At 64.4% G+C, this 22,778-nt stretch carries 15 protein-coding genes; 7 read left to right on the forward strand and 8 right to left on the reverse strand.

Translation table 11 applies throughout. The annotated features are described in order from the left end of the window. The first annotated feature begins 44 nt into the window (after positions 1-44). Together FIV42_RS20185 and FIV42_RS20190 are read left to right on the forward strand one after the other, a co-directional pair. Complete coding sequence (locus tag FIV42_RS20185; protein ID WP_141199440.1) at positions 45-2,039, forward strand: S1 RNA-binding domain-containing protein; 1,995 nt, start codon at positions 45-47, stop codon at positions 2,037-2,039. Positions 2,040-2,202: 163 nt separating this feature from the next. Then, positions 2,203-3,183 (forward strand): CPBP family intramembrane glutamic endopeptidase, encoded by a 981-nt coding sequence (locus tag FIV42_RS20190; RefSeq protein ID WP_168210804.1) that lies wholly within the window; start codon positions 2,203-2,205, stop codon positions 3,181-3,183. On the opposite strand, the gene FIV42_RS20195 is transcribed toward FIV42_RS20190, so the two are convergent. Continuing rightward, a complete protein-coding gene (locus FIV42_RS20195) occupies positions 3,180-3,692 on the reverse strand; it encodes a cytochrome c-type biogenesis protein (protein WP_141199442.1) in 513 nt (170 codons plus the stop codon). The two genes, FIV42_RS20190 and FIV42_RS20195, sit on opposite strands and share 4 nt — an antisense overlap. A 9-nt stretch (positions 3,693-3,701) precedes the next feature. Further along, complete coding sequence (locus tag FIV42_RS20200; protein WP_141199443.1) at positions 3,702-5,519, reverse strand: M61 family metallopeptidase; 1,818 nt, start codon at positions 5,517-5,519, stop codon at positions 3,702-3,704. Positions 5,520-5,808: 289 nt separating this feature from the next. Here FIV42_RS20200 and FIV42_RS20205 point away from each other — a divergent pair, with 289 nt between their 5' ends. From FIV42_RS20205 to FIV42_RS20220, 4 genes are all read left to right on the forward strand, one after another. Then, a complete protein-coding gene (locus tag FIV42_RS20205) occupies positions 5,809-7,752 on the forward strand; it encodes a hybrid sensor histidine kinase/response regulator (RefSeq protein WP_168210805.1) in 1,944 nt (647 codons plus the stop codon). Between the two features lie 65 nt (positions 7,753-7,817). Continuing rightward, positions 7,818-8,999 carry an SDR family oxidoreductase gene (locus tag FIV42_RS20210; protein WP_141199445.1) on the forward strand — a complete coding sequence of 394 codons (1,182 nt, stop codon included), beginning with the start codon at positions 7,818-7,820 and terminating at the stop codon, positions 8,997-8,999. A 151-nt stretch (positions 9,000-9,150) separates the two neighbouring features. Continuing rightward, a complete protein-coding gene (locus tag FIV42_RS20215; protein WP_141199446.1) occupies positions 9,151-12,273 on the forward strand; it encodes an IPT/TIG domain-containing protein in 3,123 nt (1,040 codons plus the stop codon). Between the two features lie 73 nt (positions 12,274-12,346). Next, a complete protein-coding gene (locus FIV42_RS20220) occupies positions 12,347-15,457 on the forward strand; it encodes an IPT/TIG domain-containing protein (protein ID WP_141199447.1) in 3,111 nt (1,036 codons plus the stop codon). A gap of 208 nt (positions 15,458-15,665) precedes the next feature. Here FIV42_RS20220 and FIV42_RS20225 read toward each other — a convergent pair whose 3' ends face one another. Both FIV42_RS20225 and FIV42_RS20230 read right to left on the reverse strand, forming a co-directional pair. Next, the gene (locus tag FIV42_RS20225; protein ID WP_168210806.1) at positions 15,666-16,061 is read right to left on the reverse strand and encodes a response regulator; all 396 of its coding nucleotides are present in this window, start codon (positions 16,059-16,061) and stop codon (positions 15,666-15,668) included. Further along, on the reverse strand, positions 16,058-16,531 hold the full coding sequence (locus FIV42_RS20230) for a PilZ domain-containing protein (protein WP_141199449.1): 474 nt from the start codon (positions 16,529-16,531) through the stop codon (positions 16,058-16,060). The genes FIV42_RS20225 and FIV42_RS20230 overlap by 4 nt, the downstream gene beginning before the upstream one ends. Positions 16,532-16,920: 389 nt before the next feature. On the opposite strand from FIV42_RS20230, the gene FIV42_RS20235 reads away from it, so the two are divergent. Continuing rightward, positions 16,921-19,110: a protein kinase domain-containing protein gene (locus tag FIV42_RS20235; protein ID WP_168210807.1), complete on the forward strand. Its 2,190-nt coding sequence runs from the start codon at positions 16,921-16,923 to the stop codon at positions 19,108-19,110. On the opposite strand, the gene FIV42_RS20240 is transcribed toward FIV42_RS20235, so the two are convergent. From FIV42_RS20240 to FIV42_RS20255, 4 genes are all read right to left on the reverse strand, one after another. Continuing rightward, on the reverse strand, positions 19,099-19,746 hold the full coding sequence (locus FIV42_RS20240) for a ThiF family adenylyltransferase (RefSeq protein WP_141199451.1): 648 nt from the start codon (positions 19,744-19,746) through the stop codon (positions 19,099-19,101). The genes FIV42_RS20235 and FIV42_RS20240 overlap by 12 nt on opposite strands. Before the next feature lies 1 nt (position 19,747). After that, positions 19,748-20,599, reverse strand: coding sequence for a hypothetical protein (locus tag FIV42_RS20245; protein ID WP_141199452.1), 852 nt, complete (start codon positions 20,597-20,599; stop codon positions 19,748-19,750). A 17-nt stretch (positions 20,600-20,616) separates the two neighbouring features. Beyond that, positions 20,617-22,044, reverse strand: coding sequence for a vWA domain-containing protein (locus FIV42_RS20250; RefSeq protein WP_141199453.1), 1,428 nt, complete (start codon positions 22,042-22,044; stop codon positions 20,617-20,619). Between the two features lie 514 nt (positions 22,045-22,558). Continuing rightward, the gene (locus FIV42_RS20255) at positions 22,559-22,759 is read right to left on the reverse strand and encodes a hypothetical protein (RefSeq protein ID WP_141199454.1); all 201 of its coding nucleotides are present in this window, start codon (positions 22,757-22,759) and stop codon (positions 22,559-22,561) included. Positions 22,760-22,778 lie beyond the last annotated feature (19 nt).

A 22,778-nucleotide genomic window follows, 5' to 3' on the forward strand; every position in this document is an offset into this window, starting at 1 on the left:
GATTCCGCATCCCGAGAACTTCCGTTAACTCCGAGCAGTTTGCGATGACACAGACCGCCGAAAACGACACGAACACCGACGACTCGCTCTACAACGCCTTCGCCAAGGCCACCTTCGAGACGAAGACCGACGAGGGGTTCATCTTCAAGCTCGCCGACGGCGAGACTGCCCAGGTCGACCTCGACGAGTACGGCGACGATTTCCCGTTTCCGTACAGCGAGGGCGACGAGGTCGAGCTTCTCGTCGAGCAACCCTGGGGTGAGGGGTGGAAGGCGTCGGTGCGCAAGGCCGAAAGCCTTCGCCTGTGGGAGCGCCTCGGACAGCTGGCCGACGAAGAGAAGATCGTCGAGGGCGATATCCTGTCGCAGAACAAGGGCGGCCTGTCGGTCGACATCGGCCTGCGCGCGTTCTGCCCGCGCAGCCAGATCGACATCCACCGCGTCGACGACGCCTCGCCGTATGTCGGGCGCACCGCGCGGTTTCAGGTCATCCAGTTCGACAAAAAGCGCTGCAACGTGGTGCTCAGCCGTCGCAAGGTCATCGAGTTGGAGCGCGAAGAGGAGAAAAAGCGCACCCTCGACGAGCTCGAAGAGGGCAAGGTGTTCACCGGCGTGGTGCGCAACATCAAAAAGTACGGCGCCTTTATCGATATCGGCGGCATCGACGGCCTGCTGCACATCTCGAATATGAGCTGGGGCCGCATCGACCACCCCTCCGAACTCGTGCGCCCCGGCGACGAGATCAAGGTGGTGGTGCTCGACTACGACGCCAAGCGCGACCGGCTGAGCCTGGGCCGAAAGCAACTGCTCGACAACCCGTGGAGCGACATCGAGGAGAAGTTCTCCGAGGGCGACGTCGTCGGCGGCAAGGTCGTGAGCCTGGCCGACTTCGGCGCCTTCGTCGAGGTCGCCCCCGGCCTCGAAGGGCTGGTCCACGTGACCGAGCTCTCGTGGACGGCGCGCATCCACCACCCCAAAGAGGTGCTCGACATCGGCCAGGACGTGCGCGTCAAGATCGTCGGCATCGACACCGACAACAAGCGCCTGAGCCTGTCGATCAAGCAGCTCGAGAAGAACCCCTGGGAAGAGCTCGCCGAGAACCTGTCGGTGGGCGACGTGGTCAGCGGCCCGATTCGCAACATCACCGACTTCGGCCTGTTCGTCGAAGTCGCCCCGGCCGTCGAGGGGCTGGTGCACGTCAGTGACATCTCGTGGACCGACAAGATCGACGACCCCGCCGAGCACTTCAAGGTGGGCGACGAGATCGAGGTCAAGATCATCGACATCGACGTCGACAACCAGCGCCTGAGCCTGGGCATCAAGCAGCTTTCGCGCGACCCGTGGGAGAAAGCAGGCGAGAAGGCCAAGGTCGGCGAGAAGATCAACGTCGAGATCACCCGCCTGACCGACTTCGGCGCGTTCGCCCAGGTCGTCGAGGGCGTCGAGGGCCTCATCCACATCTCGGAGCTCTCCGAGGGCCGCGTCGAGAACGCCCACGAGGTGGTCCGACCCGGCCAGGAGGTCGAGGTGCTCGTGGTCAGCTTCGACCGCGCCAACCAGCGCATCGGCCTGTCGCTCAAGCGCGACGAGCTCGAAGAGCCGATGGCTCGCGAGTACACCGAAGAAGAAGGCGCCACCGCCAAGCTCGGCGATATCCTGCGCGACCGTCTCGGCCTCGGGGCTGAGGAAGAAGAAACTTCAGAAGAAGCGAATGAAACTGCAGAAGAAGTAAAAGCAGAAGAAGTAAAAGAGGAAAAAACAGAAGAAGCAGAAGAGAGCGAAGAAGAAGCCGCCGACGCCGACGAAGTAGCGTCCGGGGAGGGCGAAGTAGCGTCCGGGGAGGACGAAGTAGCTGCCGGGACCGACGAAGTAGCGTCCGGGGAGGGCGAAGTAGCGTCCGGGGAGGACGAAGTAGCGTCCGGGACCGACGAAGTAGCTGCCGGGGAGGACGAAGTAGCGTCCGGGACCGACGAGGAAGCGTCCGGGGAGGACGAGGAAGCAGCCGAGACGGACGAAGACACCACCGACGAAGAAGAATAAGCCCACGCGGAGCGGCTGCTTGCTGCCCGCGGAGCGCATCGCCCGTGCAGCCCCAAGGCTCGCCTTGGGGGTAATAAGCCCACGCGGAGCGGCTGCTTGCTGCCCGCGGAGCGCAGCCCCGGGGCTTGTCCCCGGGGTTTTGCGATCCAACCCCGGAGCCAACATGTCGCGGCTCGCATCAACCCGAACGCTGTGTGCTCGCCTCCTGTGCGTGTTCACGGCGTTTTCGTTTTCCGCCTGCGCCATCCCCACCCAATCGGCTCGCCTCGAGCCCACCGCGCCGCCCACCGAGGTCGAAGCCTCGGCCGACACTCGCTACAAAGACCGCGCCTGCTCGCCGTACTGGAGTTGGCTGTACCCGGGCCTGGGCCAGTTATGCGTCGGCAAGACCGGTGAGGGCGCCACGCTCGCCGCGCTCGGCGCCGCCGAGATCGGCTCGGCCATCGCCTTCGAGACCGGTGTGCCGCTGCTCGCCTTCCAGAACGTGTGGGTCTACGGCATCGCCGACGCCTACATCGAGGTCGACCGCGCCGAAGGGGCGCTGTACGCCCCGCAGGACACGTTGGGCGAGCTCGTGGCCGCGCCGTTCAACTGGGAGGTCATGAAAGAGCCGTACGTCTGGGGCGGCATCCTCGCGATGAGCGCGGCCGCCTTCGGCTACTCGTACCTGCTGGGGAGCACCTCCGACGCTACACCGACCACCACCGACGACACGCCCCGGTTCCTGGGCCGCGAGATGCGCCCGGAGTGGGCCTACTCATTGGCCGCGGGCACCGGCGTGGTGCTCTTCGAGCACGTCGCCATCGGCGAGGAGGCCCTGTTTCGCGGGGTCATCCAGTCGTCGCTGGCGCGCAACTTCGGCGAAATGAAGGGGTGGGCTTGGGGCTCGGTGATCTTCGGGGCGGTCCATATCCTCAACGCCTCGGCGCTGCCGCCCGAGCAGCGCGAGGCGTACATGTTCTACAGCGTGCCGTTCATCACGGCGGTGGGGAGTTATCTGGGCGCGAGCTATATGTGGAGTGACTACAGCTTGGCCGCGCCCGTGGCGTTACACTTTTGGTACGATTTCATCTTGAGCGCCGCCCAGTACGCGGTTTCGCCGTCGAGCAGCCCCATCGGAGCGTCGGTGACGATTCCGTTTTAATCCATGTACTCGCCGCGCAACTCTTCGAGGTAGGCGCGGTCTTCGGAGGTCATCTGGTCGTCGGCGGTGACTTCATCGCCCGCCGCACCTTCTTGACGACGGCGCGCGGCGAAGAACCAGATGGCTGCCAGACACACGACGAGCGCGCCGGCGAGCACGCTCAGTAGCGCGTAGTTGTCTTCGGCCGGCGGCTCGACCATCCGGAACTCCTCACCGTACTTGTCGATGATGGCTTCCTTGATGTCTTGCTTCTCCAGGCCCTCTTTGGCGAGGATCTGGATCTCCTGGCGCACGTCGGATGCCCCCCCGGAGGGGCACATAGCGAGAGTCTTGCCGGGGCAGAACGGGCTGTAGATCTCTTTGCTGACCTCTTGGGTCACCTTGGAGACCTCGCCTGCGCCGCGTTGGCCGTGAGATTCTTGGGCGAGGGCGGGGGAGGCCGCCAGAAGCGGGAGCAGGAAAGCTGCGGCCACGAACCGGCGCCAATGATGTAGTTTGGTGTAGACCATGTGTCGTCGTTATCCGGAGTACTCGGCGTCGACATCGTCGCTGCCGAGCCAGCCGCGAAGCAACTCGCGTTGGGCGTCGGAGGCGTCTTCGCGCGTTCGAATGCGATACTTGTCGGGAGGCGTCTGGCCCAGCTCGACCGTGTATTGGCGAAGCTCGCCGCGGCGGAACAGGTGGACCTCGATGGTGTCTCCCGGGGACTTGTCCCCGATGAGCTTCGAGAAGTTGTCTCCCGTTACCTTCCAACCATCGACGGCGACGATTTCATCCCCGGCGTAGATTCCGCTCTGGTGGGCGGGGCTGGCGGTGGGCACGTAGGTGACGTGGAGACGGCCTTCGCGGGGGTCGGTGCTCAGGCCGAGCCACGCCTTCTCTTCCTTCTTGGCGGAGGCATTCTTGGCGGAGGCATTCTTAGCGGAGCGCTCCAACTCGAGGCCGAACGGGGCGAGCAGGGCGTTCCAGTCGAAGTCTTCGGTGCCGCGGATATAGCGGTCGAAGAACTCGCCGCACTCGACGCCGGTGGCCTCTTCGACGATCTGCTCGTAGGAGCCCTCGGGGTAGCCCGAGCCGTCGGCCCCATAGTAGTGCTCCCACAGGTGGCGCAGCACGTCGTCGAGGCTGCGCTCGCCGTCGGTGGTCTGGCGGATATGCAGGTCCAAGACCACGCAGGCGAGTTCGCCTTTGAGGTAGTACGACACCGTCGAGTTACGGGTGTGCTCGTCGGGGCGGTACAGCTTGATCCAGGCGTCGAAGCTGGCGTCTTCGAGCGAGTGAAGCTTGCGGCCGGGCACGCGGTCGAGTTGGCTGACGCGCTTGGCGAGGCGTTGCAGGTAGCCGTTGGCGTCGATGACGCCGGCGCGCAGCAGGCCGAGTGTGTCGTAGTAGCTGGTCACGCCCTCGACGGTCCACAAATCGCGGGTGTAATTCTCGTTCTGGTAGTCGAAGGGGCCCAGGTTGGCGGGCCGGATGCGCTTGACGTTCCAGACGTGGAAATGCTCGTGGCAGACCAGCCCCAGAAAGTTGATGTAGCCGTCGTCGGGGCTGCCGGGCTTGTCGCCGGGCGTGAAGTTGTGGCGCGGGTAGATCAGCGCGGTCGAGTTGAGGTGCTCGAGTCCGCCGCCGGCGCCGTCGCTCATCATCGTGATGAACAGATAATCGTCGTAGGGCAGCCCGCCGAAGATGTCGCGGTTGGCCTCGACCACGCGCGGCAGGTCCTCGCGCAGCTTGTCTCGGTCGTAGTTGCCCTGGCCCCAGAAGACCATCTGGTGAGTCTTGCCGTCGACCTCGAACTCGAGCGGCTCGTAGTCGCCCATCTCGACCGGCGAGTCGAAGAGGACGTCGAAATTCGGGGCGGTGAAGTAGTTTTGGTTCGCCTCGCGGCGCTCCATGCCGGTGTAGACCTGCCAGTCGTAGCCTTCGGGGGGGACGACGTGCAGTTCGACCTGCTCGTCCTCGCGCCCGTGGGGGTACAGGTAGGTGGCCACGCCGGTAAAGAAGCAGTGGGTATCGTCCAGGTGGTTGGCGCGCACGTTGACGTCGTGAGCGAACAGGTCGTACTCGACGACCAGCGAGTTGCAGTTGGACGCGTCGACGCGCCAGGTGGCCTTGTCGAGCTTGCGCACCCGGCGCTTGTCGCCGTCACCGCCGAAGGCGCGCAGGCCCTGGACGTGGCGCGAATACTCGCGCACCAGGTAGCTCCCCGGGCTCCACACAGGCATGCTCAGGTCGACGTGGTCCTCTTCGCCGACCGCGTCGATCTCCATGCGCACGCAGAGGAGGTGTTCGTGGGGTTGGGGCGCTGAGACTTGAAACCGAATAAGAGCACTCATGCGTCTTCTCACAAACAGGGGAAACAAAGCCGATGCCGCCTACAGGCTCTTACACCAGCCGTGCTCAATTTTGAAGCGCGGACGTCCGAGATTGATTCGGTCTCCAGCGCCTTAGTTTGGTAAGAAGAGTTCCGCAGAGGGCGGCTCTCGACGGCCGGTGAGGTCGGCTCTTGTTCTTGGCGTTAAAAAAAGATTAAGATGCGGTTATTGCGTGAAAGTCCACGGCGACGCCATGACAGTGGTGTCGAGGTACGCTCGGGCACATCGTTGCCGTACAACAGGCGAGAAAATGTCGGACCATTCAGAGTTTCACGGCGGCCGAGAGTTCGACCCGGAAGGGGAGCCGGAGTCGTTCGTCATCGACGCCGACATTTTGTATCAGGTGCTCGGCGAGGGCGGGCTCGGCACGTGGCGAGCCGACTTCGACCAGAGAGTTCTGGTCGTCGATGCGTGTGATGCGGAGTTGTTGGGCTTCGAGCCGACCGTCCAACGAATCGGGTTCGACGAAATCATGCGGGTGATTCATCCCGATGATTTGGAGCGGATGTCCCGCCAGTTCGCCGAAGAACGCGTCCAGTTCGGTCGATACGAGTTCGATCTTCGCGTCCTGCTTCCCAATGACGAAGTGCGCTGGTTACTGGCGCGCGGCACCATCTTTCGAGACGAAACGGGCGGCGTCATCGCTGCAGGGGTGCATATCGACGTCACCGAGCAGCGCCGCATCGAAGAAGCGCTGCGAGAGAATCGACGTCGTCTGTCTACCTTGATGAGCAATTTGCCGGGCATGGCCTATCGCTGTCTGAACGACCATGACTGGACGATGCTCTTTGTCAGCGAAGGATGTGAGAGGTTGTGCGGCTACGACGCCGAGCAGCTGGTCTCCGGCGAGGTTGTTTGGGGAGATTTGGTGTGCGTCAGTGACCAAGATTGGCTCTGGGAGTCGGTTCAGGAGGCGCTCGACGCGGGTGAGCCTTTCGAGGTCGAGTACCGCATCCGGCATGCCGACGGCACTCATCATTGGATGTGGGAGCAGGGGCGTGGGGTCTACGACGATGGCAAGCTCGTCGCCATCGAGGGATTTATTACTGACGTGACCGCGCGCAAGCAGGCCGAAGAGGAGCTTCGCGAGGCCGACCGTCGCAAGGACCAGTTCTTGGCCATGCTCGGCCACGAGCTGCGCAACCCGCTGACCGCGATCATCTCGTCGGCGGAGTTTCTCGAGGGGTACGAAGCCTCCGACTCGGCGCTCGAGCGCGTCCAACGGGTCTTGTCGCGCCAGTCACGCCAGATGAAGCGCCTGATCGACGGGCTGCTCGATGTGTCGCGTATCACGCGCCAAAAGATCACCCTCGACAAGTCGAAGGTCGACTTGCTCGCGGTCCTGCAGGGGCTCTTAGAGGATCGCACCGGGCAGTTGGCCAGGCGCCACATCGAAATCAGCGTGGGGGCGGGCAAAGAGCATATGTGGATGGATGCCGACCCGGTGCGCTTGGGGCAGATTTTCGACAATCTGTTGATGAACGCCATCGAGCACACCAAGCCGGGCGACACCATCAGCCTGCGCGCACGCCACCTCGACGGCACCGCCGAGATCGTGGTCGCAGACAGCGGGGAGGGGATCGAGGCGACCTTGCTCGACGTCATCTTCGAGCCGTTCCAGCAAGGTCCCAAAGAGCAGGTTCAGGCAGGCGGCGGTCTCGGCTTGGGCCTGGCGCTGACCAAGGGCCTCGTCGAGTTGCACGGCGGTCATATTGAGGCTAGGAGTGAAGGCAAAGGCAAAGGAGCGCAGTTTGTCGTGCATCTACCACTCACCGAAGCGCCCGAACGCGTGGCGCCTACCAAGCCCAAGGAGGCCGGCGTGCGCCGCGATATTCTGCTCATTGAGGATGACCCCGACGTCGCCGAGGTTCTCACGCTGATTATCGATCGGGTGGGCCACGACGTGCGCGTGGCCTCGTCGGCCTCTGAGGGATTGGAAATGGCTGCCGAGCAGAGGCCCGATTTGGTCTTGTGCGACCTGGGTCTCCCCGGGATCAGCGGCTACGAACTCGCCGTCCGTCTGCGCGCCGATGAGGGGTTGAGCGACTTGCCCCTGGTCGCCCTGACCGGCTACGGAGGCGAGTCGGTGCGCGAGCGTGCCCTCGAATCAGGCTTCGACGAGCATGTGACCAAGCCGGTGTCGATGACCGAACTCGCCGAGGTCTGTGACAGGATGTGCGGTACTCGCCATTGACCCAGCCCACCTCGTGAAATAGGTTGCGGCCCATCGAACGAGTGGCGAATCAGGAGGTTGAGGTCATGGCGAAGAGCAACGCAGACGGCGAGACGACGGCAGCCATCGTACAGAAGGTCCGCGACGGCATCGAGGAACTCGACGACAAGATCGTCGGCAGTGATGTCTTGTTGACCGGATTTCCCGGCTTTTTGGGTGAACACGTCCTCGAGCGGCTCATCGAGCTGCAGCCCGAGTCGACCTTTTATCTGCTCATTCAGTCCCAGATGCGCGGTCTCGCCGAGCGCTACCTCGACAAACTCGAGCGCGAGAATCCTCACTTCGAGGGGCGCTGGGAGCTTCTCGAGGGTGACATCACCGACCGCTTTTTGGGCCTCGATGAAGAGCGCTACCACGAGCTGACTGCGACCGTGGGCGTGGTCTGGCATCTGGCCGCCATCTATGATCTGGCCGTGCCCGAGCAAATCGCTTACCGGGTCAACGTGACCGGCACCATCCACGTGCTCGACTTCTGCGAGGCTTGCGAGAGCCTGCAGCGATTCAACTACATCTCGACGTGCTACGTCTCGGGCGAGCGCGAGGGCAAGATCTACGAGGACGAGCTCGACGAAGGGCAGGGGCACAAGAATCACTACGAGTCGACCAAGTTTTGGGCCGAGGTCGAGGTCCAGCGGCGCTCGAAGGAAATCCCCACCGCCATTTTCCGACCGGGTATCGTCGTGGGCGACTCGCGCACCGGCGAGACGTTCAAGTACGACGGCCCCTACTACCTGATGAAGCTGCTGCGCCGGCTGCCCGACTGGATGCCGATGGTCAATATCGGCAAAGGCGAGACGGTGGTGAACCTGGTGCCCATCGACTTCGTCGCCGACGCGATGGCTTTTCTGGGCAACAAAGAGGGCGTCGAAGGCCAGATCTTCCAACTCGCCGACCCCAACCCGATGCGCGCCCGCGACGTCGTGGCGCTGACCCTCGACTCGATGAACAAAGCTCCGGCGCTGGCCACGGTGCCCTCGAGCCTGCTCGATGTGGCGCTGAGTCGCCAGAAGGTCGAAGAGCTGGTCGGCGTGCCCCGCGAGTCGATCGTCTACTTCAACCACGACGCCCGCTACGACTCGAGCAACACCCAACGCGAGCTCAAAGAGACGGCGATCCGCTGCCCGCACCTGTCGACCTACATGCAGACGTTGGTCGACTACTTCCTGCGCAATCCCGAAAAAGAGTTCTTGGACAAGCGTCGGATTTGACGGCCGTAGGCTGTCAATAACGCCCCCACCATGGCTGAGTCGTTGTTGAAACGTGCTCGTGGCGCTACTATAGTGCCGATCCACGAGTGCCAATGGATATCTGCGTCGTGAATCACCCACTTTGCGGCGACCTCATACACCGGATTAAGTCATGTCTATCGACGAGCTGAACATGCGCGGCCGCGTATCGACTCGGCTGCTGACCCTGTTGGCGGCGCTGTTCTTCGTGCTGGCCGGCTGCTCGGACGACACCGAAAACAATAACGGTAACGGCGGCGACGCCGCGCTGTTGCCCGATGCGAGCACGGACGCCGATGTCGGCGTCGACACGGCACAGGACGTCGAAGACGATATTGACGACGTGGGTGAGGACGTCGTCGAGCCCTCCGATGTCGGCCCGCCCGACACGGGTGACGCGGGCGTCGACGTCGAAGAGGACGCCGGCCCGGTCGAGCTTCGCATCGACAGCGTAACCCCGCCGCGCGGCCCGGTCGACGGGGGCACCCCGTTCGTCATCGAAGGCACCGGTTTTACCCAGGAGACGGTGGTCTATTTTGGCAGCCGTCGCGCCGACGTCACCTTGGTCGACGGCACGCTGGTCGGAGAGACACCTGCCGGGGCGGGTATCGGCTCGGTCAACGTCAAACTGCTCGACCCGACGATGGGCGAGGCGCTGCTCGCCGGCGGCTATACCTACACTGCGACGGTCGAGGTCACGGCCGTCAGCCCGACGCGCATCCCCACTGAAGGCGGCGTCGAGGTGACCGTGGAGGGCCGCGGGTTCACCGACGGCACGCGCGTGAGCTTCGGCGGAGCGACGGGCATTCGGCACACGCTGGTCGATAGCTCCCTGCTGCGCGTCGTGGCGCCGCCGCACGCGGCCGGCGACGTCGACGTGCGCGCCTCGAGCCCCGACGGCAGCGACGTGCTGCCCGGCGCGGTGACCTACTTCGAGACCCTGCGCATCGACGCGGTCCGCCCGGCCACCGGCACGACTGCCGGCGGCGATACGGTGACCTTGTACGGAAGCGGGTTCGAGAGCGGCATGATCGTCGAATTTGGCGGCGTCGAGGCGACCGTGCAGTCGGTCGACCCGAGCGGCGCCGAGGCGACAGTGGTGACGCCGGCCGGAAGCGCCGGCCTCGTCGATGTGCGCGCCGAGACGCCCAGCGGCGACGCGACCTTCTTGGAAGACGGCTTTTACTACACCGCCAGCAACACCGACTTTGCCATCGCCGCGGTCGACCCAGCCAGCGGTCCCGAAAGTGGCGGGGTCGACGTGACCCTCATCGGCGCCGGGCTCGACGCTTCGGGGCTGAGCGTGACCTTTGGCGGGAGCGCGGCGACCGTGGTCGACCAGGGCCCGGGCCACGCCACGGTCACGATTCCGGCGCATGCGCCCGGGGCGGTCGACGTGACGATTGCCGACGGCAACGGCGCCAGCGACACGCTCAGTGGAGCGTTTACCTACGTCGACGACCTCTGGATCGACCGCGTCACCCCCGACACGGCCGACGTGGCCGGCGGGGTCAGCGTGACCATCGAAGGCGAGGGCTTTACGGGCGCGCAGCGCGTGCTCTTCGGCGGCATCGCCGCCCAGTTCACCGTCGACAGCGATACTCAGATCACAGCTACCGCGCCGCCGCACGCAGCCGGCATCGTCGACGTGGTCGTCGAGCGCGAAATCGAGGCCAAATTCGTCGACGGGTTCACCTACACCGAAGATCTGGAGGTCTTCGGCTTCTTCCCGGTGCGCGGCTCGGTGGCGGGCAACACCTACGTCGAGATTCGCGGGCGCGGGTTTACCGGCATGATGGACGTGACCTTCGACGGTCAGGCCGCGGCGAGCGTACAGATTCTCGACGCCCAGACGCTGGCGGTGCGCACGCCGCCGCATGCGACCGGTCCGGTCGACGTGGTGGTCACCCGTGGAAACGACCAGGTCACGGCCAGCGAGCAATATACCTACTTCAATCCCGGCAGTCGCTTTGGCGGCGCTTGGGGCGGTCCCATCCAGGGCGCGGTCAACGTGACCGTCTACGAGATGGGCGGCTCGCCCATCGCCGACGCGCACGTGCAACTGTCGACGCGAAACGACAGCGTCTACCAAGGGCTGACCGATTCGAACGGCATGATCACCCTGTCTGGCCCGGACGTCTACGGTGAGCAGACGGTCACCGCGGTCGCGCCCGAGTACTCGAGCACGACCGTCCAGCGGGTCAACGCCGAGAATATCACCATCTTCTTGATGAAATCGTCGCAGGGCCCGCCGCCTCCCGGCCCCCCGACGGCCACCTTCCAGGGTACCCTGGGCGGCCTCGACAAGATCAAAGAGCCGGGGCCCAACGAGTTCCAGATGGCGATCGTGCGCACCACGCGCCCCGACCCCTGGTCGCGCGTGCCCGATCCGGGCAACGGCGCGACGGTCATGACCGACGGGCCATACACGCTTCGCAGCCGCATCGGTGACGTCGCCCTGGTCGCGCTTGGCGGCCTCTACAACAACGACACCCAGACGTTCACCCCGCTGGCGATGGGCGTGGAGCGCTACCTCTTCGCCAGCGACGGCCAAACCTACAACGTCGACATCGATCTGGACATCCCGCTGGACAAGTCGCTGGCGTTCAAGATCAACAACACCACGTTGACCCCCGCAGGGCCCGACATCAACCGGGTCATCCCTTGGCTCGACTTCGGGTTCGAGGGCGTTTTTGGCGGCGTGGTCGTCGCCGAGGGGGCGAGCAACGTCATTCAGGCCGACAACCTGCCGGCGCTCGAGGGCGACCTGCAGGGCGTCAAGTACTGGGCGATTGGAGGAAGCTACACCGGCGAGACCGACCCGCCCTACGCCGAGGCGTTCCAAAAGAATATCACCGACATGAGCCAGATCGTGAATATGCCGGCTCTGCCCTCCATCGCGCGGGTGACCTCGCCTGCCAACGGCTCGATTCCCGTCGACGGGCTGGTTTCCTTTCAACCCAGCTCGCCTATCCAACCTGACTTCTACTACGTGCGGGTGGTCACGTTCATGGGCGCGACCGTGTGGGACGGCTTCTTGAACGGCTCGGAGACGAGCTTCCGGTTCCCCGACTTCCCGGACTTCTCGCATCTGCCGCCCGACCAGCGCCCGGTGCCTTATCCGGGGGGCTCGTACGTGCTGCAGATCATCGGCATCAGCCAGCCGGGCACGAGCATCAACAACTATTCGTACTCGAACCTGTCGATCGACGGGTGGGACGCGTACTCGGTGTGGGCGCAGGTGGTGACGTTCTGAGAGATGTTTATCTTTGAATCAAACATCTCTACACTACATCAGACCGCCGTCCGTCCTCCCACGGAGACGCTGAATGCTACGCGCATCTTTGCGACGCATCCCTGTCCTTTTTGCCGTGTTGCTCGTGCTGGCGAGCGCCTGCTCGGATGACACTGAACAGGGCGACGCCGGCGTGATCGACGCCGGCGCCGACGCCACCACGCCCGATACGACCTCTCCCGACACCGACGCTGGACCCGACCTCGACGCGACCGATGGGCCGGACGATGTGCGCCAGCCGCGCGATACCGACGACGAGTGGAATTGGGATGTCGGCGGAGACACCGCCGAGCAGCCCTTCTTCCTCGAGAAGGTGGTGCCGCCCAGCGGGCCGGTCGACGGTGGCAACCGCGTGCGCCTCGTGGGCACCGGCTTCGAGCCGGGCACGCGCGTCTTCTTCGGAAGTCGGGAGATGAGCGTCGACGTGGCGTCGCAGCAGATGCTCGGCCGCGTGCCGTCCGCCTCCGGACCCGGCCCCGTGACCATCAAGGCGATTTCGCCCGGGGGAGAGACGCAGACGCTGGTCGACGGCTACGAGTACGTCCAAGGATTGAGCATCGACAGCGTCAGCCCATCGCTGCTGCCGACCGATGGAGGCGTCGAGGTCGAGATCCGCGGCAGCGGCTTCGGCCCGCAGGCCGCGGTGAGCTTCTCGGGTGAGCCGGCGCTTCGGGTCACATTTGTCGACGCCGAGTTGCTGCGGGTGGTCGCGCCGCCCAGACGGCGCGGGTACGCCGACGTGCGGGTGACGACACCTGCCGAGTCGAAGGTCGCCGAGCGCGCCGTCGAGTATTTTGCGCCGCTCGAAATCTCGCGTGTCGCTCCGGCCAGCGGCCCCGTCGCCGGGGGCCAGACGGTGACCGTCGAGGGCGAGGGCTTCTCGTCGTCGACCCGGTTCTTCTTTGGCGGCGAGCCTGCCGAGATCCAGAGTATCGACCCCCAGGCGTCCACCGCGACGCTGCTCACCCCGGCTGGAAGCGCGGGGCTGGTCGACGTCAGCGCCGAGAACTCGCGAGACAGCACCATCTTCGAAGACGGGTATCTGTATCGCGCCGACGACGCGGCGACCTTGGCCGCGCTGAGTCCCGGCTTCGGGCCCGCCTCGGGGGGCACCGAGGTTTTGCTTCGCGGCAACGGCTTTGACGGCGCCGGGGTCGAGTTCGTCTTTGGCACCAACGTGGCCACCGTGGTCGACCGCGGCGCCACCTGGGCGCGGGTGCAGACGCCGGCCGGCGCCGTGGGCACCGTCGATGTGGTGATGCGCGACGCCAACGGTGAAATCGACCGCTTGGCGTCGGCCTTCGAATACCGACAGGCGCTGTGGGTCGACGCGGTCGCGCCGCAACAGGGCCCGGCCGATGGCGGCACGTCAGTCACCCTCACCGGGACCGGGTTTGCCGGTACCGATCGCGTCGAGTTCGGCGGGATCGCCGCGCCGTTTACCGTCGTCTCCGACTCTGAAATCGAGGCGACCACGCCCGCTCATGGCGCCGGCTCGGTCGACGTGGTCGTCGAGCGAGACGGCGTGGAGGCGCGCCTGCGTGATGGCTTTCTCTACACCGAGCAACTCGAGATCTGGGGCTTTACCCCCATCCGCGGCTCCATCGCCGGCAACACCTACGTGGAAGTGCGTGGGCGCGGGCTCTACGGCGCTCTGCGCGTCTTCTTCGACAGCGAGGAGGCGCCGGTCGTCCAGCGCATCGACCGCAATAACCTGTTGCTCTACACCCCACCACACCAGGTCGGCGAGGCACAGGTCAGCGTCGAGGCAGGCTCGCAGCAGGCCGACGCTCCGTATCCCTACGAGTACTTCAACCCGGCCAGTCGCTTTGGCGGCGCGTCCGGCGGTGCGGTCGACGGTGCGGTCAACGTGTCGGTCTACTCGCGCGGCGGCGGGCCGATCCCGGGCGCCTTTGTGATGCTGTCGACCCGCGGAGACACCCAGTATCAGGGGGTGACCGACGCCAACGGGCAGGTCACCCTGTCGGGGCCCGACGTGCTCGGCCCACAGACGGTGACCGCGACCGCCAAGGACTTCTCCTCGGCGACCATCGAGACGGTCGACGCCGAAAACGTCACCCTCTTTTTGACCTACATCAAACCCGACCCGAGTCAGGGCGGTGGCGGCGGCAACCAGGGCCCTCCCTCCGGCATCATCCGTGGAGAGGTGTCGACCGAGGGCAAGCTGTCCGACCCGGAAAACCAAAATACCTACGACATGGCCATTGTCGGCACCACCCAGGAGGCGATCTACAGCTATCCGACCGACCCGGGGCCGGGGGCCGTGGTGCTCGGCTCGGGGCAGTACGAGATCCGCTCGCGTATCGGAGACCTGGCGGTGGTCGCGCTGTGTGGGGTGTACAACGACGCCACCGACACGTTCGACCCCCAGTTCATGGGCGTCGAGCGCTATATGTTCGTCAGCGACGGAGGGGAGTACGAGGCCGATATTCTGTGCAATATCCCGCTCGACAACACCGCCACCGTCAAGCTGATCAACCCGGTCTATTCGCCCACCGGCCCCGACACCAACCTGGTGCGCTCGTACTGGGACTTTGGCTTCGAGGGCATCTTCGAGTCCCCGTTGGTCGGCCGCGGCTTGTCGGATATTTTGCAGGTGCCGCGCCAACCCGAGCCGACGGGAATTCTGAGCGACCTGAGCTTCACTTTTGTGGGCGGAAGCTTCACCGGCACGTACTCACCGTCGACTCAAACCCAATTGCGCGACATCACCGATCTGAGCCAGACGATCGTGTTGCCGCCGCTTCTCGATGTGCCCGAGCCGGTCTCTCCGGCCATCGGTGGCACCGTGGAGAACAACACGATCACCTTCCAGGCCGCCGGACCCTACTACCCCGATTTTTACTCGGTGACGCTGGTCAACTCCGACGGCATGCCGTTTTGGCAGTTCGTCATCCCGGGCACCGACAACACGATTCGACTGCCCGATTTCCCCGACTTCTCGTTCCTGCCGCCCGAGGTGCGCCCCAACCCGATGGAGACGGACCGTATCTACATGACCGTCATCGGGATTCGAGCCGCGCAGGGGTTTGCCTACGAGGGCTTCTCGTACCAGGACCTGTCGTTCGACGCCTGGCGAGCCTACTCGTTGACGCGATGGAGCTTTTTGCCCCCCGCTCCCTAGTGGTGTGACACCGAGATTCGATTCACCTTCGCCGGTCTAGCACCACCAGCTTCGGCGCTCACTCCTCGACGATGCGCTGCATCGCCTGCGGGGTTCGCATCCGAATCTGGCGGCGCTATCCTCGCCGAAAGGTTGAATCTCACTTCGGTGTCACCCCACTAGTGGGCTTGGGTTAATGAGCGGGCTTGGGTTGATGAGCGGGCTTGGGCTAACGCGGAAAAAACGTCTGGCCGGCCAAGACCGTTTCGATGGCCTCGCGCAGTTGGTCGGCTTGGCCTTTGGGCACAAATCCGCGCGCGCCGGCGTCGCGTGCATCCTGCACATGGCGCTTTTCAGAATGCCCCGACACAACCAAGGCCTTGATCGCCGGGTGCTCGTCGCCGAGACGACGCACCACCTCCAAGCCGCTCATGTCGGGAAGCGACAGGTCGACGATGACCATGTCCGGGCTCGCTTGCGGAATCTGCGTGAGCGCTTCGCCACCCATCTCCGCCTCCCCACAAAACTCGACCGAAGATAGAATCTCCAAGAGCATCTGCAGGCTTTGACGCATCGTCGCGTGGTCATCGACCACGAACACACGTTGAGTTCGAGTGGTAGTCATGCCTCGTCCTCTTCGCTGGAAATATCGAGCTTGTCGAGCATCTCGTCGAGAACCTCGCGCTGAATCGGGTTGAGCGCGTCGAACTCGACGCCGAACCCCGGCGGGTGACCCTCTTGGCGGTCCCATTGCCCGCGCACCCAACGAACCTCGCCCTCGACGACCAGGCTGGTGTCGGTGTTCTCGAGCAGAAAGTCGAGCTCGACGCGAGAACCTAACGGCGGTGGGTCTTCGGCGACCACGAAAATCCCGCCGGCGCTGATATTGCCCGATAGCCCGAACGTGGCCTCGGCGTCAGTGGCGATATGTACCCCCACGTAGTAGGCGCGGCGCTCGGAGCCTCGCCGGTCGTCGTCGGCCTTTTGACGCAGCAGGATTTGGGGCGAGTAACTCTCCAGAGCATCTGGCGTACGCGAGGCGGGCAGGGTGACACGGTCATCACGGGGCTCTGCAGGCTTTTCCTGATCACTCATCGCATGATGCTCCGTCGAGGGAGGGTTTGGATTGTCTTTTGGTCATTGTTCGCCACTTTGAACCTTCGCGCAAGAGTCAACCACGTGTCAGGTTCGCAATTGCAGGGCGCATGCCACTGCACGAACCAGGGGAGGCGAGGGCGCAGACTAAATCCTTATACATTCCTCGCGGCGTTCAACTTCAACCTTCCCGCAATATTTTCTTCGTTCTGGGTGCGGGTGCAGTTTTTGCGCGTTTGACCTGGCGAGGTGGGAGTGCAGGCGGCTCGGGAGGGCCGGATCAACGTAAAAGGCGGGTGGTCGATGCTGTGGCACGGTTGTTGCTCTAATCACGGACGGGGGATTCGGCCAGGCAACTATTTTTCAGATCCATGGAGGACCCGCGTACCATGGAGAATTCACCAGCAGTCAACATGCTGGGGCAGTACAAACTGATTCGGAAGTTAGGAGAAGGAGGCGCAGGCCAAGTCTATTTGGCCCGGCATTCCATTCTCGAGCAAAACTACGCCGTGAAGGTCTTGCGGCGTGAGTTTCATGACAACGAGCAGTTTACCGAACGGTTTTTTCGGGAGGCGCGCCTCGCGGCACGTCTTGTCCACCCCAATATCGTCAAGGTCGTCACCGCCGACCGCTACGAGGATGCGTACTATCTAGTCATGGACTTCATCGAGGGCATCTCCCTCGAAGAGATGGTCGCGCATGGAGCGCTCGAGGCCCATCGGGCCGTGCGCTACATCATCCACGTGCTCGACGGGCTCGACTATGCGCACACGCAGGGCATGTTGCACCGGGACATCAAGGCCGAGAATATCTTGGTCGATGGTCGCGACGAGCCCAAGATCGTCGACTTCGGTCTGGTGACCGACGTCGAGCAACGCAGCCGGCTGACCGCGCCCAACGCAGTGGTCGGCACGCCGTACTACATGGCGCCCGAGCAGTGGCGAGGAGAAACACTCGACGCGCGCGCCGATATCTTCTCGGCGGGGGTGCTCCTGTACTACACGCTGACTGGCCGCTTTCCGTACCCGGGAACCTCCCCGGTGTCGGTGCTCCATCGTCTGACCAGCGGGACGCACGAGCCGCTCAACTCGGTGAGCATTTCGGGGGCCACCCCCCTGACGGCGCCGACGCTGGAGCTCGAGCTCGAAAAGATCGTCAGCAAAGCGCTGCAGCGTGAGCGCGCGTTGCGCTACGACTCCGCCCATCAGTTCGCCCGCGAGCTCAACGAATGGCTCGACGCCGCCGATTTGTCGGAGCCGGCCTCCTCGTTGGCCGAGTCGACGCGCCCGGCGCCCGGTACCCGAGACAACTCCCCACTCGAGAGCGCTGATCAGCTCGCCAGTGCCGGCAAGCTCGACAGCGCCAACCAGCTCTCACGGCCGGCCACCGGCCACTATCATATCGCAGCAGAGGACAAACCGATGACCAACGAATCGCCCAACCTTGCCGTCTCGCCCGTCGAAATTGCCCCGAACACCTACTGGGTGGGCAAACGCCCCGATGACGAGATCTTCTACGCCAACCCCTACCTTCGTCACTTCCCCGGCTCCGATGGCAATGACGACTTCAACTTGATCATCGATCCGGGCTCGAGCAAAGACTTCAGCGTGGTGCAGGCCAAGGTCAGCCAGACCATCGGCAGCATCAAGAACGTGTCGTCGATCTTCATCAACCACCAGGACCCCGACGTCGGCTCGTCGGTGGGTCTGTTACTGGGACGCTACACGCCCAAGGCCTACGTGCTGTGCACCGAGGACACCTGGCGGCTGGTGCACTATTACAACATTCCGCGCAAGCGCTTTGTGGCTATGGAGAAGTATCCGCGCGGGCTCAAGGTGCCCACCGGCCACAAGCTGGTGCCCGTGCCCAGCCCGTTTTGCCACTTCGTGGGCGCCATGATGCTGTACGATCCGCAAAACCGCGTGCTCTTCAGCGGCGACCTGTTTGGCGGACTGACCGACCGTGACGCCAAAGGACTGTACGCCGACGAGAGCGACTGGACCGGCATGCGCGCGTTCCACCAGATCTACATGCCGACCAACCAGGCGCTGCGCCACGCCATCGCTAATATCCGCGCGCTCGACCCGCCGGTCGAAATCATCGCCCCGCAGCACGGCCGCGTCATCCGCGGCAAGTACGTCCAGGAGTTCATGGACCGGCTCGAGCAGCTTCCGGTGGGGCTCGACGTGATCAACGATCGCTTCGCCTCCGAAGACGAGCTGCAGGCGTGGACCACCGTGCTCAATCGCGTGCTGGAGGTCGCCAAGGTCGGCCTGGGTGATCAGGCCGAGGTGCTCTTGGCGGACGATCCGAACCTGAGCGGCATCATCACCTTTACGGGTCAAGGCATCGAGGTGACCTCGCTGGGCAAGACCTCGGTGGAGCGCGCGGTGCGCCTGCTGTGCGACCACTTGCCCCACGAGATGGCCAACTCGCTCAAGTACGAAGCGATCTATGCCTCCCAGGAGCTCGACCTGCCCACGCCGGTCATCGAGCTCGACGAGGATGGTCCCGGCGACAAGGACGAAGAGCCGAACAAGAGCGCCGATGCGACCTTCAGCATCGCTTCAGCGGAGTGACGCCTCGACCGGGCGCACGGCGAAGTCTCGGAGCGTCAGCCCCAGGCTTCGCTTGCGCCCGGTGACCACAAACTCGGTGGCGACTTCGCAGGTCATCGCCGAGATCATCATCGCCAGGGTGCGCGTCAACGGGTAGTCACACACGTCGTCGCGCCCCGTCGACGGCACGCGGTAGCGCTCGTTCCACACGACTTCGCCGTAGCCGTCGGCCATGCCCGCGTGCAGACAGGGCACCTCACGCGCAGCCGCCCACCGGGTGAGTGCGCCGCGTGAGGCGCCGTTGTCGAAGCAGTCGAGGACCAACCACTGATCGGCCAAAAACCGATCGAGGTTGTCGGCCACCAACTCCACGGCCTTGAAGTCGACCTCGACCCCCACCGCCCGGTACAACTCATTGGCAAGCACGCGCGCCTTGTAGGCGCCGACATCGCGGCGCCCGTAGGGCTGCGTCGAGAGGTTGCGCTCTTCGATGCGGTCGCGGTCGATCACGGTGAGCTGGCCATAGCCCATGCGCACCAAGCTCTCGGCAATATTGGCGCCGAGCGCACCTGCGCCGCATACGGCGACCGGGTAGTCGGCGATGGCGGCCATCGCCGCTGCACCGCGCTCGAGTTGTTCGTGCATAAATATCGTCATTTCACCACCACTCCTGCCGGTTCCATCCTTCGACGACCCCGACCAGAGACTGCAAATCGAAGTCTCGGTCGCGGCCCGACAGACAGATGCCGGCGCTGATGACCGTCAGGTCGTCTTTGTCGATCGCCGAGTGGTGAACCTTGCCTTCGGCAGTGGCCCACTCGACGTTGAAGTATTCACCTTCATCGCTGTAGCTGCGAAGCTGGCCGCCCGCGCGGCGAAGCGCCTCCTCGAGCGGGCGTTTGGGGCCCTCGGGGCGCGTCCAGTCAAAGCTCTCCGGGTCGGGCTCTTTCCACGCCATGGCGTAGGCCGAGCGCATCTCCGGAGTCATCCCCCGCACGCGCACTCGGTTCGGGTGCCACATATGGCGAAGTGCGTCGCGCAAGTCTTCGGCTAGGCGCGGGTCGGCGCGCCGGTCGCTCTCCTCGAACCACCAAGCGCCGCCGTCGGTGCGTGCGATTACCGTGTCGAAGGCGCGCCCTCCGTCGACCAAGTGCACCACCATTGGGTGCGCTTGGCCGAATCGTTGGGCCATGTCGGACCCGTTCGCCGGAAACGCCACCCAGCTTCGCTCGGAGAGCTTGCCGACCAGCAGCACGCGCAGCGGCTCGAAGAGCGCCAGGTAGCGCTCGACCGTCGCCAGCGACGCCGGCTCGACGAGCGCGGCGCGCTTTCCGTCGGGCTGGAACACACCCCAGCCTTCGAAGCCGGCCGGGGAGGGCGCAAAAGTGCGCACCAGACCGTCGAGGCGGGTGCGCACCTTGCCGTCGAGCACGCAGGGGGCTACGAACTCGGTCTTTTGGAGTTCGTGCTCTGCGTGCTCGAGCTTGTCGATCAGGTTGAAGATGTTCACTCCAGCCTCCTCGCTGCTCAGTTCCGCTCGGGCAGCGGCGTATCGAGAATCTCGAGCATCAACTCGAGTCGAGACGGCCGCGACAAGAGCGGCACCAGGTTCGGCAGCGCGTAGTAGTCGCCCGCGAAGTCCCAAGTGTCGACGCGCACGCGCTCTCCCTGCAGGCTCGACGTGCACCGGTTGCTCGCCATGCCGACGCGCACGATGACGACGTCGGGCGTGCGGCGGAGCGTCTCGCAGTAGTTGCGGTACGCCTGGGCCAAGTAAGGGGAAGTATTCTCCCCTTCGTCGGTGACGATGACGAACTGATCGACGGCCTGCTTTCGCAGGCGCATCGCCTCTACGGGCGCTCCGACACTAGTCGCGCCGCCGGCGTTCAGGTTCCGAAACGCCTCCTCCCACGCGGCGAGGGTCGTTCCCCTCGCCTGGACCCGGTAGGGGGCAGTGTCGAAGGCGTACACGTACAACTCGCTGTCGGTGATGCCCGAGATGAGCGCGGCGAGCCGCTTTCCCACCTCCAGGGCATCCGACATCGACGACGACTTGTCGACCAGGAGCCCGGTCGGCCGCTTGATGCTGCCCTGAGCGGCGACCTGTCGCTCGGTCACGCGGTCGAGACGCTCGCGCGTCTTGGCGCCCGCAGCGGTGGCCTCGGCGGCCACCTTGGCCTTATAGGCCGACACACGCCGGTCGGACTCCGCCTCCTCGAGCTTGCCGAGGATAAGCTCCTCCAACGGCGCGTGTTCCAGCGCGCCGCGCGCCTCGAGCGACTTCAGGTTGTTGATCACCTCCTGAGGGCTCATCACGTGCACCAGAGCAGCCAACACCGGGGCGCTGACCTCGTCGAGCGCACCCACGGCGACCGGGTAGGGCAGGCGGTGCTCGGCGATGAGTCGCGCCTGCGCGCCGGCGTCGTCGGTCTTGGCAAGCTGCTTGACGACCCAGGGCCGGCTCCCCTCGGGCGGCTCGTCGTCGAAGAGCACGCGGTCTGCCCGCGCGCTCGGCCGGATGTGCAGCGTCGCGTACAGGTGCTTCAAGTGCTTGCGCGCTCGGAGCACGGCGCCGTCGAACGCGCGCGGGTTTGCCTCGCGACCACGCAGATAGCGGGTGACCGCGGTGCGCGTCGAACGCGGCGTCTTGCCGATATGACGCTTCATGAAGTCGACCACCCGCGAGACCTGATAGGGCGGAAGCTTCTGCAAGAGCACGAACCCCGCCTCGCGGTGCTCGGTCAGCGGGCTCGCCAGAAGGTTGGCCACGAAGACCTCTTTGTGATCGCGCACCCGGCCGTTTTGCTGGTACCAAACCGCCAGGTGACCGTAGAAAATCGGGTCGCGCTCGAGCATCTCGAGGTGGACCGCGCCCACCGCGTCGAGTTGTCGGTGCGGGGTGGTCAGCAGGCTGTTCAAGAGCTCCAGCCGGGTGTTTCGTTCTTCGATGTTCATGGCACTCGCCTCCCTGGAACACGAATCCATTGGGATCATGTGGCACCGACGGTCGTGTCCCGGACGCACCGGTGCCCTGCGCAACGCGGCGTCGAGCGCGCGCTGCGCCAAAAAGCAGAAGTCACCCCGCGCAAGTACACCGGGCGGTGTGCGTTGCGTCGCACGGGAGTCGAACCCGTTGCCGCCGATCCGTGAGGAGTCGACGACTTTTACCAGTGTGTAAGCCCGGCCGGTCAGGTCGCGGGGTGACTCGTCAGCTTGTTGTGTCGTTGTCGATGAGAGGCTCGGGTCGGCCGCGTGCAAGTAAGCAGAACTGGTTGCACAACGGTGCCTTTTCCATTCGGCCACGCCTCCGTAAGTGGAGGCGGCAGGACTCGAACCTGCATCTACCGGCTTCGAAAGCCAATGTATGTAAGTTCTGCGGGTCGGGTCACGCGGCCGACCCGAGCCTCTCATCTTGTTTGGTTTTGGTTTGCGTTAATTAGGTTTTGTTTTGTGCTTAAAATTGCACATGTCACCCGTAAACCGCCTCCGGTCGAACTATGATATTGCCGGTGTTCGGGCGGTCGATAACATAAAATTTAAAGCGTTTGCGATCGACCTCGAAGTAGTTCGCCAGTCGTTGGCGGATTTCGTGGTCGCTCGTCTTTTGGTCGATGTCGAGTTGACGCTCGTGAAAGTCGTACGAACGTCCCTCGTAACGCACGTGCAGCATGTCCTACCTCCTCGGGTAA

It is taken from the genome of Persicimonas caeni (genome assembly GCF_006517175.1).
Lineage (GTDB): Bacteria > Myxococcota_A > Bradymonadia > Bradymonadales > Bradymonadaceae > Persicimonas > Persicimonas caeni.

What these genes read in the sequence shown, in the direction of transcription:
- FIV42_RS20185 (WP_141199440.1), top strand. Translation starts at nt 45, where the DNA reads ATGACACAGACCGCCGAAAACGACACGAACACCGACGACTCGCTCTAC.
- FIV42_RS20190 (WP_168210804.1), top strand. Translation starts at nt 2,203, where the DNA reads ATGTCGCGGCTCGCATCAACCCGAACGCTGTGTGCTCGCCTCCTGTGC.
- FIV42_RS20195 (WP_141199442.1), bottom strand. Translation starts at nt 3,692, where the DNA reads ATGGTCTACACCAAACTACATCATTGGCGCCGGTTCGTGGCCGCAGCT.
- FIV42_RS20200 (WP_141199443.1), bottom strand. Translation starts at nt 5,519, where the DNA reads ATGAGTGCTCTTATTCGGTTTCAAGTCTCAGCGCCCCAACCCCACGAA.
- FIV42_RS20205 (WP_168210805.1), top strand. Translation starts at nt 5,809, where the DNA reads ATGTCGGACCATTCAGAGTTTCACGGCGGCCGAGAGTTCGACCCGGAA.
- FIV42_RS20210 (WP_141199445.1), top strand. Translation starts at nt 7,818, where the DNA reads ATGGCGAAGAGCAACGCAGACGGCGAGACGACGGCAGCCATCGTACAG.
- FIV42_RS20215 (WP_141199446.1), top strand. Translation starts at nt 9,151, where the DNA reads ATGTCTATCGACGAGCTGAACATGCGCGGCCGCGTATCGACTCGGCTG.
- FIV42_RS20220 (WP_141199447.1), top strand. Translation starts at nt 12,347, where the DNA reads ATGCTACGCGCATCTTTGCGACGCATCCCTGTCCTTTTTGCCGTGTTG.
- FIV42_RS20225 (WP_168210806.1), bottom strand. Translation starts at nt 16,061, where the DNA reads ATGACTACCACTCGAACTCAACGTGTGTTCGTGGTCGATGACCACGCG.
- FIV42_RS20230 (WP_141199449.1), bottom strand. Translation starts at nt 16,531, where the DNA reads ATGAGTGATCAGGAAAAGCCTGCAGAGCCCCGTGATGACCGTGTCACC.
- FIV42_RS20235 (WP_168210807.1), top strand. Translation starts at nt 16,921, where the DNA reads ATGGAGAATTCACCAGCAGTCAACATGCTGGGGCAGTACAAACTGATT.
- FIV42_RS20240 (WP_141199451.1), bottom strand. Translation starts at nt 19,746, where the DNA reads ATGACGATATTTATGCACGAACAACTCGAGCGCGGTGCAGCGGCGATG.
- FIV42_RS20250 (WP_141199453.1), bottom strand. Translation starts at nt 22,044, where the DNA reads ATGAACATCGAAGAACGAAACACCCGGCTGGAGCTCTTGAACAGCCTG.
- FIV42_RS20255 (WP_141199454.1), bottom strand. Translation starts at nt 22,759, where the DNA reads ATGCTGCACGTGCGTTACGAGGGACGTTCGTACGACTTTCACGAGCGT.